Origin of the sequence: Streptomyces sp. NPDC052043 (assembly GCF_044548235.1) — a bacterium.
Classification (GTDB): Bacteria; Actinomycetota; Actinomycetes; order Streptomycetales; family Streptomycetaceae; genus Streptomyces.
Window position 1 is genome coordinate 246,623 of record NZ_JBIUBT010000003.1, and the last position, 12,808, is coordinate 259,430.

The 12,808-nt window shown below is 72.7% G+C and carries 11 protein-coding genes; 3 read left to right on the top strand and 8 right to left on the bottom strand.

Going from position 1 to position 12,808, the window contains the following annotated elements; all coding sequences use genetic code 11:
• The first annotated feature begins 15 nt into the window (after nucleotides 1–15).
• Together ACIHCX_RS08935 and ACIHCX_RS08940 are read left to right on the top strand one after the other, a co-directional pair.
• The gene (locus ACIHCX_RS08935) at nucleotides 16–591 is read left to right on the top strand and encodes an RNA polymerase sigma factor (protein WP_400028016.1); all 576 of its coding nucleotides are present in this window, start codon (nucleotides 16–18) and stop codon (nucleotides 589–591) included.
• Nucleotides 588–1,106 carry a hypothetical protein gene (locus ACIHCX_RS08940; RefSeq protein WP_400028018.1) on the top strand — a complete coding sequence of 173 codons (519 nt, stop codon included), beginning with the start codon at nucleotides 588–590 and terminating at the stop codon, nucleotides 1,104–1,106. The genes ACIHCX_RS08935 and ACIHCX_RS08940 overlap by 4 nt, the downstream gene beginning before the upstream one ends.
• A gap of 24 nt (nucleotides 1,107–1,130) precedes the next feature.
• On the opposite strand, the gene ACIHCX_RS08945 is transcribed toward ACIHCX_RS08940, so the two are convergent.
• The 6 genes from ACIHCX_RS08945 to ACIHCX_RS08970 all read right to left on the bottom strand — a co-directional run bounded on the left by ACIHCX_RS08945 (nucleotide 1,131) and on the right by ACIHCX_RS08970 (nucleotide 9,231).
• Nucleotides 1,131–1,931, bottom strand: a complete 801-nt coding sequence (locus ACIHCX_RS08945; protein WP_400028019.1) for an N-formylglutamate amidohydrolase — start codon at nucleotides 1,929–1,931, stop codon at nucleotides 1,131–1,133.
• Between the two features lie 120 nt (nucleotides 1,932–2,051).
• Complete coding sequence (locus ACIHCX_RS08950; RefSeq protein ID WP_400028667.1) at nucleotides 2,052–3,212, bottom strand: homoserine O-acetyltransferase; 1,161 nt, start codon at nucleotides 3,210–3,212, stop codon at nucleotides 2,052–2,054.
• Complete coding sequence (locus tag ACIHCX_RS08955; protein WP_400028020.1) at nucleotides 3,209–4,579, bottom strand: bifunctional o-acetylhomoserine/o-acetylserine sulfhydrylase; 1,371 nt, start codon at nucleotides 4,577–4,579, stop codon at nucleotides 3,209–3,211. The genes ACIHCX_RS08950 and ACIHCX_RS08955 overlap by 4 nt, the downstream gene beginning before the upstream one ends.
• Nucleotides 4,580–5,064: 485 nt before the next feature.
• On the bottom strand, nucleotides 5,065–7,281 hold the full coding sequence (locus ACIHCX_RS08960) for an NADP-dependent isocitrate dehydrogenase (protein WP_400028021.1): 2,217 nt from the start codon (nucleotides 7,279–7,281) through the stop codon (nucleotides 5,065–5,067).
• 98 nt (nucleotides 7,282–7,379) lie between these two features.
• A complete protein-coding gene (locus ACIHCX_RS08965; protein ID WP_400028022.1) occupies nucleotides 7,380–8,144 on the bottom strand; it encodes a crotonase/enoyl-CoA hydratase family protein in 765 nt (254 codons plus the stop codon).
• 118 nt (nucleotides 8,145–8,262) lie between these two features.
• Nucleotides 8,263–9,231 (bottom strand): YbhN family protein, encoded by a 969-nt coding sequence (locus ACIHCX_RS08970; RefSeq protein ID WP_400028023.1) that lies wholly within the window; start codon nucleotides 9,229–9,231, stop codon nucleotides 8,263–8,265.
• A 201-nt stretch (nucleotides 9,232–9,432) separates the two neighbouring features.
• Here ACIHCX_RS08970 and ACIHCX_RS08975 point away from each other — a divergent pair, with 201 nt between their 5' ends.
• Entirely contained in the window at nucleotides 9,433–11,367 is a 1,935-nt protein-coding gene (locus tag ACIHCX_RS08975) for an ABC transporter ATP-binding protein (protein WP_400028668.1), read from the top strand.
• Between the two features lie 65 nt (nucleotides 11,368–11,432).
• Here the strand turns inward: ACIHCX_RS08975 and ACIHCX_RS08980 are convergent, their stop codons facing one another.
• Together ACIHCX_RS08980 and ACIHCX_RS08985 are read right to left on the bottom strand one after the other, a co-directional pair.
• Complete coding sequence (locus tag ACIHCX_RS08980; RefSeq protein ID WP_400028669.1) at nucleotides 11,433–12,071, bottom strand: DedA family protein; 639 nt, start codon at nucleotides 12,069–12,071, stop codon at nucleotides 11,433–11,435.
• A gap of 100 nt (nucleotides 12,072–12,171) precedes the next feature.
• Nucleotides 12,172–12,696, bottom strand: a complete 525-nt coding sequence (locus ACIHCX_RS08985) for a PadR family transcriptional regulator (RefSeq protein ID WP_400028024.1) — start codon at nucleotides 12,694–12,696, stop codon at nucleotides 12,172–12,174.
• Nucleotides 12,697–12,808 lie beyond the last annotated feature (112 nt).

Here is a 12,808-nt window from a genome sequence, read left to right on the forward strand (position 1 = left end):
TCGAGGGGTGGGTCCGTGGATCGTGCAGAAGTCGGCGTGCTCGTCCAGTCCGCCGTCGACGGTGACGCGGCGGCCTGGAAGGCACTCGTGGAGGGACTGAGTCCGCTGGTGTGGTCGGTCGTGCGCGCGCACCGGCTCTCGGACGCCGACGGGCACGAGGTGTACCAGACCGTCTGGTTCCGCTTCGCCCAGCACCTCGGGCGGATCCGGGAACCCGACAAGGCGGGCTCCTGGCTGGCGAGCACCGCGCGCAACGAGTGCCTGAAGACGCTCAGGAGCCTGAGCCGGCTGACGGTGACGAGCGATCCGCAGCTGCTCGACCGGGTCAGCGAGGACCGTACGCCCGAGCAGTCGCTGCTCGACTCGGAGGAGGCCGCCGCGCAGAGCGAGCGGATCCGCAGGCTGTGGCAGGAGTTCGAGAAACTCGGCGACCGCTGCCGCCAGTTGCTGCGGGTGCTGATCGCCTCGCCGCCGCCCAGTTACCAGGAGGTGTCCGCGGCCCTCGGCGTCGCCGTGGGCAGCATCGGACCACTGCGCCAGCGCTGTCTGCGGCGCCTGCGCGCACGACTCGACGCACGGGGGACAGTGTGAACGACGGAAACGACACCCGTGACAACGACGGCACCGGCGACGGGCTTCTCGGCCGGGAAGGCCCGCCCGACGAGGAGGAGCTGACCGCGCGGCTGCTGGAGGAGGAATTGCGGCAGGCCGCCGCCGTCCTCGACCCGGTCCCCGACGAGCTGCGGCAACTCGCCGTCGAGGCCTTCGCGTTGCGTCAGCTCGACGCCCGGATCGCCGAGCTGACCTTCGACTCGCTGACCGACGCGATTCCGGTCCGGGGCGCGATGGACACACCGCGGATGCTGACCTTCCAGGCCGGTGAGCTGACCGTGGACGTCGAGGTCACCGGGGACGGGCTGATGGGACAGGTGCTGCCGCCGCAGCCGGCCCGGATCGAGGTGCTGGCCGGACCGCGGCGGCCGGGCCCCGTGCTCACCGCCGACGAACTGGGCCGGTTCACCGGTGACACACCGCCCGCCGGCCCGTTCGCGCTGCGGCTGAGCGCGGGCACCGAGGTCGTGGTCACGGAGTGGCTGCGGGCGTGACCGGCCCGGCCCGTCCTGCGCACATCAGCGGTGCGGACCGTCGACGAGGGCGGCCAGCGCCCCGGCGAGCCGGTCCAGCCCGGGGGCCGAGGGAACGCCGCCCGGTTCGGTCATGTACGTGTCCCGCCGGATCTCCACCATCAGGGCGCCGACGCGGTCGTCGTCGCCGTAGAACTCCAACGGGACGTACGCGCCGCTGAACGGGCTGTCCAGCCCCGTTGTGCCGCAGCGCGCGAACGCCGCGCGGGCCTGCTCGGTCAGCGCGGGCGGGGTGTGGAAGGAGTCGGTGCCCAGGCACACGGGCGGCCGCGGACCGCCGCCGTGCAGCTCGTAGGGGAGCGCGGCGCCCGGGTAGGAGTGCACGTCGATGATCACGGCACGTCCGGTGGCGGCCAGCCGGTCGGCCACGGCCTTCGTCATCGCCTCGGCGTACGGCCGGAAGTACCGCTCGATCAGCGGCTCCGGGTCGGTGCCCGCCGGCCGCAGGACCTCCCGGTGCGTGGTCCGCGTGTACACCGCGCCCATCCCGACCGCGAGCATCTCCTCCCGCTCGTCAGGAAACCGCTCCGGGTCCACCACCAGCCGGGACAGCCGGTTGACGAACCGCCACGGCGTCAGGCCCGCCAGAGCGGCCGCCGCCTCGGCGATCCGGTCGGTGTACGCGTCGGTGATGTGGTCCAGCTCCCGCTCCAGCGCCGCGTCGTCCAGCACGATCCCGGCCCGGACGTCGGCCGGTATCGCCCGCGCCGAGTGCGGCACGTGCAGGATCACCGGCGACTCGGCGGTGCCTGGCAGCAGTTCGAAGGACGGCGGGGTGTCGTGCATAGGGGGCTGTTCCTGTCTCTCTTCACGTCGCCACGCGGGTCTCGACGCCATGGCCCCGCCCATCCTGCCGCACCCCACTGACAACGCCCCACGGACAACCCGGCGCGCTGACAACGCGGCTCAGACTGCCCCCAACAACTCCCGTACCAGCCCTCCCACTTGCTCCGCCTCGAGCAGGAAGCCGTCGTGGCCGTGCGGCGACTCGATCACCCGCAGGCGGTCGGCGCCCGGTAGGTGGTCGGCCAACTCGGCCTGCTGGGCCAGCGGGTAGAGGCGGTCGGAGTCGACCCCGGCCACCAGCGTGGGGGCGGTCACCCGGCGCAGGGCGGCGCCCACACCGCCCCGGGCGCGGCCGGCGTCGTGGGCGTTCATCGCCTCGGTCAGGACGACGTAGCTCGCCGCGTCGAACCGCCCCGCCAGCTTGCCCGCGTGGTGGTCGAGGTAGGACTCCACCTGGTAGCGGCCACCGTGCCACGGATGCTCGTCGCCCTGCGGGGAACGGCCGAAACGGAGCTGGAGTTCGGCCTCGCTGCGGTAGGTGACATGGGCGAGACGGCGGGCCACCCCGAGGCCCGCGTGCGGTCCGAGACCGGTGTCGTGGTAGTCGCCGCCGCGCCAGTGCGGGTCGCTGCGGATGGCGTGCAACTGGACGTTGGCCCAGGCGATCTGCTCCGCGCTCGCCGCCGCCGTGGTGGCGAGCAGCAGCAGGGCACCCGTGCGCTCCGGGTACGACACCGCCCATTCCAGGGCCCGCATCCCGCCCATCGAACCGCCGACCACCAGGGCCCACCTCTCGATGCCCAGCGCGTCCGCCAGCTCCCGCTCGGCCGCCACCTGGTCCCGCGGGGTCACGAACGGGAAGGCCCCGCCCCAGCACCGCGCCCCGTCGGGTCGCGGCGAGGCCGGTCCCGTACTGCCCTGGCAGCCGCCGAGGACGTTCGGCGCGACGACGAACCACCGGTCGGTGTCCAGCGCCCGGCCCGGCCCGACCAGCCCCTCCCACCAGCCCGGAGTGGGATGACCGGGCCCGGCCGGCCCGGTGACATGGCTGTCACCGGTGAGCGCGTGCAACACCAGCACCGCGTTGGAGGCGTCCGGGGCGGGCTGCCCCCACGTCTCGAACGCCAGTCGCACGCCGGCCAGTTCACCGCCCGCCTCCAGCGGCAGGGGGCGGCCGAGCGTGTGCCACTGACGGCGCCCCGGCGGGTCCCCCTCCCGCCAGGCCCCCGAGGCCGGCGGGTGGGGGAGCGCGTCCGCGTGCGGGGCGAGCACGGTGTTCAGGACGCCCCCTTGGCCGCGCGGAAGCCTGCCTCCAGGTCCGCCTTGAGGTCCGCGAGGTTCTCGATGCCGACCGACAGCCGTACCAGGCCCGGCGCGGTCCCGGTCGCCGCCAACTGCTCCTCGTCCAGCTGGCTGTGCGTGGTGGACGCCGGGTGGATGATCAGGCTCCGTACGTCGCCGATGTTGGCGAGGTGGCTGAACAGCTCCACCCCGTCCACGAACCGCTTGCCCGCCTCGACCCCGTCGCGCAGCTCGAAGGAGACCACCGCCCCCGCGCCCCGCGGCAGGTACCTGCGCCCCGCCTCGTACCAGGGGCTGGAGGGAAGTCCCGCGTAGTGGACCGCGGACACCTCGTCGCGCAGCTCCAGCCACTGGGCGAGGGCCTGCGCGTTGGCGGAGTGCCGTTCGATGCGCAGGCTCAGCGTCTCCACGCCCTGAAGCAGCAGGAACGCCGAGTGCGGGGACAGCGCGGGACCCAGGTCGCGCAGCAACCGCACCCGCAGCTTGGCGGCGTACGCGCCCGGCCCGAGCGCCGGCCAGTAGCGCAGGCCGTGGTAGCTGGGGTCGGGCTCGGTGAAGTCCGGGAAGCGGTCGGCGTGCGCGCCGAAGTCGAAGGTGCCGCCGTCCACCACGACACCCGCGATGGTGGTGCCGTGCCCTCCGAGGAACTTGGTCGCCGAGTGCACCACGACGTCCGCGCCGTGCTCGATCGGGCGCAGCAGGTAGGGCGTCGGCACCGTGTTGTCCACGATCAGCGGCACGCCCGCCGTGTGCGCCACGTCGGCGACCGCCCGCACGTCCAGCACGTTGCCGCGCGGATTGCCCAGCGTCTCCGCGAACAGCGCCTTGGTGTTCGGCCGGATCGCGGCCCGCCAGGCGTCCGGGTCGTCCGGGTCGTCCACGAAGGACACCTCGATGCCGAACTTCGGCAGGGTGTGCCGGAACAGGTTGTACGTGCCGCCGTACAGCGACGTGCTGGAGACCACGTGGTCGCCGGCGCGCGCGACCGTCAGCAGCGCGAGCGTCTCCGCGGCCTGCCCGGAGGACAGCGCCACTGCGGCGACCCCGCCCTCGAGCGCCGCGATCCGCTGCTCGAAGACGTCCTGGGTGGGGTTGTGGATGCGGGTGTAGATGTTGCCTGGCTCGGCGAGCGAGAACAGGTCGGCGGCGTGCTGGGTGTCCTGGAAGACGAACGACGTGGTCTGGTAGATCGGCGTCGCCCGCGCGCCGGTCGCCGGATCGGGCGCGGCCCCGGCGTGGACCTGCTTGGTCTCGAACGACCATGCGGAGGTGCCGCTGCCGGCGGGTGCCTCCTCGGGCGTGTGACCTGCGGTGACGGCGTCGATGGGCTGGGTGGGGTCGCTCATGGTGCTCCTCGTACGGAGTGCGGCGGCGCGAGACGCCACGGGCGTGCCGCAGGTCCCGGGCGCCGGGTGGCCGAGTGCCTGGGGGACGTCGCGGGGCATGCGGGAGCGCGTACGTGACCTGTGGGAGGAAGGAGAAGAGAGTGAGAGAAAAGCAGGAAGAACAGGAAGAACAGGAAGAAGACTGAGAAGCGAGGGAAACCCGGCGAGCTGGAACGGGATACGCCGTGGGATGGTCAGCTCATGGGGATGTCAGCGGGCGAGGCGACAACCCGTGCTGGTGACACGTCCGTAGTCGATGTGGCGGCGGCTCACGAGCGCGATCATGCGACCAGGTAAGCACAGGGCCCCGAGGCGCACCAGCGCCGGAGCGGGGATGACACACAGCCGTCACAAAAGGGCTCCGCCCCGGCCGGCGGGGTGCCGGTCGGGGCGGAGCGGTGAGGGTCGTCGGGCCGCCCGGCGGGGTTGCCGGGGCCCGGGTCGGCTCAGAGGGCGGCCAGTGCCTCGTTCCAGGTGGCCGACGGGCGCATGACCGCGGCGGCCTTGGCCGGGTCGGGCTGGTAGTAGCCGCCGATCTCGACCGGCTTGCCCTGGACGGCGATCAGCTCGTCGACGATCTTCTGCTCGTTGGCGGCGAGGGTCTCGGCGAGCGGCGCGAAGGCCTCGGCCAGAGCGGCGTCGTCGGTCTGCTTCGCCAGCTCCTGCGCCCAGTACATGGACAGGTAGAAGTGGCTGCCGCGGTTGTCGATGCCGCCGACGCGACGGGTCGGGGACTTGTTCTCGTTGAGGAAGGTCGCCGTGGCCCGGTCCAGGGTGTCGGCGAGGACCTGGGCGCGGGCGTTGCCGGTGGTCTTGGCGTACTGCTCCAGGGACGGCACCAGGGCGAAGAACTCGCCCAGGGAGTCCCAGCGCAGGTAGTCCTCCTTGACCAGCTGCTGCACGTGCTTCGGCGCGGAGCCGCCGGCGCCCGTCTCGAACAGGCCGCCGCCCGCCATCAGCGGGACCACGGAGAGCATCTTGGCGCTGGTGCCCAGCTCCAGGATCGGGAACAGGTCGGTGAGGTAGTCGCGCAGCACGTTGCCGGTGACCGAGATGGTGTTCTCGCCGCGGCGGATGCGCTCCACCGACAGCTTCGTCGCCTCCACCGGGGACAGGATCCGGATGTCCAGGCCCTCGGTGTCGTGCTCCGGCAGGTACTGCTTCACCTTGGCGATCAGGTTGGCGTCGTGGGCGCGGCCCTCGTCCAGCCAGAACACGGCCGGGTCGCCGGTGGCGCGGGCGCGGGTGACGGCCAGCTTCACCCAGTCCCGGATCGGGGCGTCCTTGGTCTGGCAGGCGCGGAAGATGTCACCGGCCGAGACGGTCTGCTCGAGCACGGCGTTGCCGGCCTGGTCGACCAGGCGGACGGTGCCGGTGACCGGGATCTCGAAGGTCTTGTCGTGGCTGCCGTACTCCTCGGCCTTCTGCGCCATCAGGCCCACGTTCGGGACCGAGCCCATGGTCGACGGGTCGTAGGCGCCGTGGGCGCGGCAGTCCTCGATCGCGACCTGGTAGACACCGGCGTAGGAGGAGTCCGGGAGGACCGCGAGGGTGTCGTGCTCCTGGCCGTCCGGGCCCCACATGTGGCCGGAGGTGCGGATCATGGCCGGCATGGAGGCGTCGACGATCACGTCGGAGGGCACGTGCAGGTTGGTGATGCCCTTGTCGGAGTCGACCATGGCCAGCTCCGGGCCCTCGGCGAGCTCGGCGTCGAAGGAGGCCTTGATCTCGGCGCCCTCCGGCAGGTTCTCCAGGCCCTTGTAGATGCCGCCCAGACCGTCGTTCGGGGTCAGGCCGGCCGCCGCGAGGGCCTCGCCGTACTGCGCGAACGTCTTCGGGAAGAAGGCACGCACCACGTGACCGAAGATGATCGGGTCGGAGACCTTCATCATCGTGGCCTTCAGGTGCACGGAGAACAGCACGCCCTCCTGCTTGGCGCGGGCGATCTGCGCGGTGAGGAACTCGCGCAGCGCGCCGACGCGCATCACGGAGGCGTCGACGACCTCGCCCTTGAGCACGGGCACGGACTCGCGCAGCACCGTGGTGGAGCCGTCGTCGCCCTTCAGCTCGATGCGCAGGGCGCCGTCCTCGGCGATGACGGCGGACTTCTCGGTGGAGCGGAAGTCGTCGGCGCCCATGGTCGCCACATTGGTCTGGGACTCGGCGGTCCAGGCGCCCATGCGGTGCGGGTGGGTCTTGGCGTAGTTCTTCACCGAGGCGGGGGCGCGGCGGTCGGAGTTGCCCTCGCGCAGCACCGGGTTCACCGCGGAACCCTTGATCTTGTCGTAGCGGGCGCGGATCTCGCGCTCCTCGTCGCTCTTCGGGTCGTCCGGGTAGTCCGGCAGCGCGTAACCCTGGCCCTGGAGCTCGGCGATCGCGGCCCTGAGCTGCGGGATGGAGGCCGAGACGTTCGGCAGCTTGATGATGTTGGCCTCGGGCGTCTTGGCGAGCTCGCCCAGCTCGGTCAGCGCGTCCGGGATCCGCTGGTCCTCGGTGAGGTACTCCGGGAACACGGCGATGATGCGCCCGGCCAGCGAGATGTCACGCGTCTCCACCGCGACACCCGCCTGCGAGGCGTACGCCTGGACCACCGGCAGGAAGGAATACGTCGCCAGGGCCGGGGCCTCGTCAGTGTGTGTGTAGATGATGGTCGAGTCAGTCACCGGGTGCTCCGCTCCACGTCTGCAACATTGCTCGACATCAAGATATCTCGTGGCGAGCCCCGACTCGACAGGGGTCCGCCCGGACCCGGAGGGCGGGCTCACTCGTCCGCGAACGAGCCGTGCCGTCCCGCCCCGGCGGTGAACCGGGCCGCGCCCTCAAGACCCTCGGCCAGTACGTCCGTGCCGTGCCGGAGTTCCGCGCGCAGGGCCGACGCCTCGTCCAGGGACTCCTGGTCCAGGATCGAGGCGCGGTCCGAACGCAGGCAGGCCTGGGGGAAATCGGCGATCCGGGCGGCCAGCCGCTCCGCCTCGGCGCGGGCCCGACCGGTGGGGACGACCCGGTTCGCCAGGCCCATCGCGTACGCCTCACGGGCCGGGACCGGCCGTCCGGTGAGGATCATGTCCATGGCGCGGCTGGTGCCGATCAGCCGGGGCAGCCGTACCGTGCCGCCGTCGATCAGCGGCACGCCCCAGCGGCGGCAGAACACACCGAACACGGCGTCCTCCTCCGCCACCCGCAGATCGCACCACAGCGCCAGTTCCAGACCGCCCGCCACGGCATGGCCGGCCACCGCCGCGATCACCGGCTTCGACAGCCGCATCCGGGTCGGCCCCATCGGCCCGTCGCCGTCCCGCGCGACCCGGTTGCCCCGTTCGGTGCCGACCGCCTTCAGGTCCGCGCCCGCGCAGAACGTGCCGCCCTCGCCCCACAGCACCGCCACCCTGGCCTCCGCGTCGGACTCGAACCGGCGGAAGGCGTCGGCGAGTTCGGCGGCCGTCGGGCCGTCCACCGCGTTACGGGCCCCGGGCCGGGACAGGACGACCGTGGTGACGTGCCCCTGGTGCTCGATCCGGACCGGCATGGCGGCGACCTCCTGCTGCGTGGTGGGACGGCAGGTTACTCCCCGGTCACCTCGTACGGGAGCCGGAAGCGTGCGAGAGCCGAGGGTCCGGCCGCCTGCCGGGGTGAAGCGGCGGAAGTCAGATGACCTTCAGCCGCACCAGCGCCCCCAGCGTGAGCGCTCCCGGCAGCAGCGGCAGCCACACGGTGATGATCCGGTAGGCCACCACCACCGCCGTGACGACCGCGGCCGGCCCGCCCGCCGCCACCAGCGCCACGACGAGCGCGGCCTCCACCGAGCCGAACCCGCCGGGCGTGGGCACCAGCGCGACGGCGGTGGTGGCCGCGAGATAAGCCAGCGCCATGTGCGTGGACGGCACCGGCAGCGCCAGCGCCCGCCCCACCGCGACCAGGGAGACCGCCTGAAGGGCCGGGAAGGCGAGCGAACCGCCCCACAACGCCAGCGCCCGCGCCGGACGGGAGTGCACCGTGCGCGCCTCGCTCAGCGCGGTGCGCACGAAGGCGGCCACCGCCGCGCGCAGCCGCCGTACGCACAGCGCCGCCCCGGCCGCGGCGACCAAGGCCCCGCCCACCGCGTACAGCAGCGGACCGGCCACACCCGAAGGCAGCAGGCCGCCCAGCCGCAGCGCGTTCGGGAAGGCGAGGAGCAGGGCGGCGAGCAGGGCCAGCCGGGCGACGCTCTCCGCGAGCATGTACAGCGCGAGCGCGGCGGAGGACCGGGCCAGGGAGACCCCGCACACCGTCAGGAACCGCAGGTTCACCGCGCTCGCCCCGAGGCCCGTCGGCAACAGGTGGTTGGCGGCTCCGGCCGCGAACTGGGTGGCGAGCAGCCGCCGTCTCGGCAGCCGCTGGACGACCGCGCCCTGCCGGGTGACGGCCGCCGCGACCCAGGTCAGGCAGGTCGTGCCGACCGCGGCCAGCAGCCACGGCCACTCGGCGTTCCGCAGGTGCGCGAAGCCCTCGGCCAGCACCGACCGGTGCTGTACCGCGGCCACCGCCACGAGCAGCACCGGCAGCAGGCACAGCACCTGGCGGACGGGCAGGCGCCGCGGGAGCCGTCCTGGCCGCGGATCGGGGAGTTCGACCACTGTCGCATCCGCTGTCGGACGCACTGTCGCTTCCGGGGTCACATCCGGAGAGGTTCCCCCCGCCACGCCAACGGCCGGTGGCGATACCGGGGACGGCGCCTTACGAGCGGGAAGCGGGTGGGGAGGCGGACTCGGCGGGACCTTCGGGGTGCGCACATTGACCTCAACGATGCTTGAGGTTCTAGGTTCTGCTCCATGAGTATGGAGACCACCGCCTGGACGCAGCTGCACAGCGTCATGACCGCCCAGCAGGAGCGGCGTCCGCTCGCCCGCGCGACACTGCGCCGCGTCGGCGCGTTCGCCCGGCCCCACCGCCGCCGTATCGCACGGTTCGTCGCCCTCGGGGTGGTGACCGCGCTGCTCGCGGTGGCGACCCCGGTGCTCGCCGGGCGCGTCGTCGACGTGATCGTGTCACGGGGCGACCAGGGGACCGTCGTACGCCTGGCCCTGCTCATCGCCCTGATCGCGGTGGCCGAGGCGGCGTTCGGCATCCTCGGCAGACGTCTGTCGGCCACGCTCGGCGAGGGACTCATCCTCGATCTGCGCACGGCGGTGTTCGACCATGTGCAGCGCATGCCGGTGGCGTTCTTCACGCGTACGCGTACGGGAGCGCTCGTCTCCCGGCTCAACAACGACGTCATCGGCGCCCAGCGGGCCTTCAGCAACACCCTCTCGGGTGTCGTCAGCAACGTGGTCACGCTGCTGCTCACCCTCGCCGTGATGCTCACCCTGTCCTGGCAGATCACCCTGCTCGCCCTCGTGCTCCTCCCGGTGTTCGTGGTGCCGGCCCGGCGGATGGGCAGCCGGATGGCCCGTATGCAGCGGGAGGCGGCCACGCTGAACGCGGCGATGGGCACCCGGATGACGGAGCGCTTCTCCGCCCCTGGCGCCACCCTGGTCAAGCTCTTCGGCCGCCCGGAGCAGGAGTCGGAGGAGTTCGCGGCCCGCGCCGGCCGGGTGCGGGACATCGGCATCCGTACGGCGACGGCGCAGTCCGCCTTCATCACCGCGCTGACCCTGGTCTCCTCCCTGGCGCTGGCCCTGGTCTACGGGCTCGGCGGGTACTTCGCCCTGCGGGGCACCCTGGAGCCGGGCGCCGTCGTCTCGCTCGCCCTGCTGCTGACCCGGCTGTACGCGCCGCTCACCGCGCTCGCCGGGGCGCGTGTCGAGGTGATGAGCGCCCTGGTCAGCTTCGAGCGGGTGTTCGAGGTGCTCGACCTCAAGCCGCTGATCGAGGAGAAGCCGGACGCCCGCCAGGTGCCCGAGGGGCCCCTCGCCGTGGAGTTCGACGGCGTCCGCTTCGGCTACCCGTCCGCCGACAAGGTCTCCCTCGCCTCCCTGGAGGAGGTTGCGGGACTCGACACCCGCGACGGCGCCGAGGTCCTGCACGGCGTTTCCTTCCGCGCCGAGGCGGGGCAGACCGTCGCCCTCGTCGGCTCCTCCGGCGCCGGCAAGTCGACGATCGCGCAGCTGCTGCCGCGCCTGTACGACGTCGACGAGGGCGCCGTGCGCATCGGCGGCGTCGACGTACGCGACCTGACCTCCGCGTCCCTGCGGGCGACCCTCGGCATGGTCACCCAGGACGGCCACCTCTTCCACGACTCCGTGCGCGCCAACCTGCTGCTGGCCCGGCCCGCGGCGACCGACGCGGAACTGTGGGACGTCCTGCGCCGGGCCCGCCTCGACGACCTCGTGCGCTCCTTGCCCGACGGCCTCGACACCGGCGTCGGCGAGCGCGGCTACCGTCTGTCCGGCGGCGAACGCCAGCGCATGACCATCGCCCGGCTGCTGCTGGCCCGCCAGCGGGTGGTCATCCTCGACGAGGCCACCGCCCACCTCGACAACACCTCGGAGGCGGCCGTGCAGGAGGCGCTGACCGAGGCTCTGGCGGGCCGGACCGCGGTGGTCATCGCCCACCGGCTGTCCACCGTGCGGGCCGCCGACCTCATCCTGGTCGTCGAGAACGGACTGATCGCCGAACGCGGCACCCACGACGAGCTCCTGGCGGCGGACGGCCGGTACGCGGAGCTGTACCGCACACAGTTCGAGCAGCGGTCGGAGGAGGCAAGGGGCGCGGGGGCCGTACGGGAAGCGGGGGAGGTACGGGAGATCGTGGCCGGGGAGGCGGTGGCGTAGGCGACACCGAGGTGGGGGAGCCGCCCGCTACCAGCGGCGGTCCCCCGCTCACCGCTGGGGCGTGCTCACCCCGACGGCGGTTGCCGGGTGCGCCGCGCACGCCGTGCCTGCACCAGCAGGGGCACCAGCGAGAGCACGATGAGCACGGCGACCATCACCAGGAGGTAGTCGCCGATGCGGGGGACCGACGCCCCCAGGCCGTACCCGGCCAGCACCAGGCTCTGGGTCCAGAGCACGCCCCCGACGGCCGCCCAGAGCGTGAAGGTCCGCGTGGGCACGCCGAGCGCCCCGGCCGCGGGGTGCAGGACGGACCGCAGCATCGGGATGAAGCGGCCGATCACGAGCGCCTTGCCCTGCCCGTAGCGGGCCAGGAGTTCCTGCGCCCGCGCCGCCCGCTCCTTCAGACGCCGGCTGGAGGAGCGGGCCAGGAGGGTCCGCCCGCCCCGCCGCCCGAGCAGGAACCCCACCTGCCCGCCCGCCACCGCGCCCACGGCGGCGCACAGCAGCACCTGCCACAACGCCAGCCGCGGCGCATGGCTGTCGCTCTGCGCGCACAGCACACCGGCCGGGATCAGCAGCGTGTCACCGGGAAGGAAGAAGCCGACCACGAGCAGACCCGACTCCGCGAAGGTCACGACCAGGACCCCCAGCGCACCGAAGGCGGCCAGCACCGAGGCGCTGTCCGTCGGGTTGACGGCGAACACCGTCGTCATCGCCTCACGGCCCTCCTCACTGTGCACACGTCGGGCCTCCGCTGGATGAGTACCCCTGCGGCACCGAAAACGGTCTGAGGGGTGACCGCGCTCAGCTCTCCAGTCTGCCGATCGCCTCGGCGAGCCACTTCCTCTCCTCGGCTCCCGTGGCGCGGGCGATGCGCAGCATGCCTTGCCGGAACAGGTCCGGCGCCTCCTCGGCCCGTACGGGCTCGCCATCGCGGTAGAAGAAGCTCGCCGGAGTATCGAGGAATGCCTGCCGACGCCGCAGGACGGTCGCCTGCTCGGCACGGTCCGGAAGGTGTCGCAGGAACGCGAGCAGCGTGAAGAAGCGCTGCCCGTCGGTGATTTCGACCTCCTTGGGGCCCCTCAGGCGCCCCAGGAGTTCGGTCCGGCCCGCCTCCGTGAGGGACAGCGTCCGGCGGTGCGCGGCACCACTTCCGGGCTCGGTGCGCTGCTCGACCAGGCCCGCCTTCACCAGCCGGGTGATGGCGGGGTAGAGCGCGCCGTCGCTCACAGGGCGGATGTGACCGCTGAGGCCCTGGATGCGCGCCTTCAGTTCGTAGCCGTGCAGGGGAGCTTCGTAGAGGAAGCCCAGGATCGACAACTCCAGCATGAACCGGTCCCCTTCGGTGCCATCCGCACGCTTGTCCGCCCGAGGCCGCCATGCTATCTCTTTTCGCTGTACCTCGAATCGAGGTACAGCGAAAAGAGGGGGGTGTGGGGGT

Excerpts from the sequence above, each read along its gene's own strand:
- ACIHCX_RS08945 (WP_400028019.1), bottom strand. The coding sequence starts at position 1,931 with ATGCACGACACCCCGCCGTCCTTCGAACTGCTGCCAGGCACCGCCGAG.
- ACIHCX_RS08955 (WP_400028020.1), bottom strand. The coding sequence starts at position 4,579 with ATGAGCGACCCCACCCAGCCCATCGACGCCGTCACCGCAGGTCACACG.
- ACIHCX_RS08965 (WP_400028022.1), bottom strand. The coding sequence starts at position 8,144 with ATGCCGGTCCGGATCGAGCACCAGGGGCACGTCACCACGGTCGTCCTG.
- ACIHCX_RS08975 (WP_400028668.1), top strand. The coding sequence starts at position 9,433 with ATGGAGACCACCGCCTGGACGCAGCTGCACAGCGTCATGACCGCCCAG.
- ACIHCX_RS08985 (WP_400028024.1), bottom strand. The coding sequence starts at position 12,696 with ATGCTGGAGTTGTCGATCCTGGGCTTCCTCTACGAAGCTCCCCTGCAC.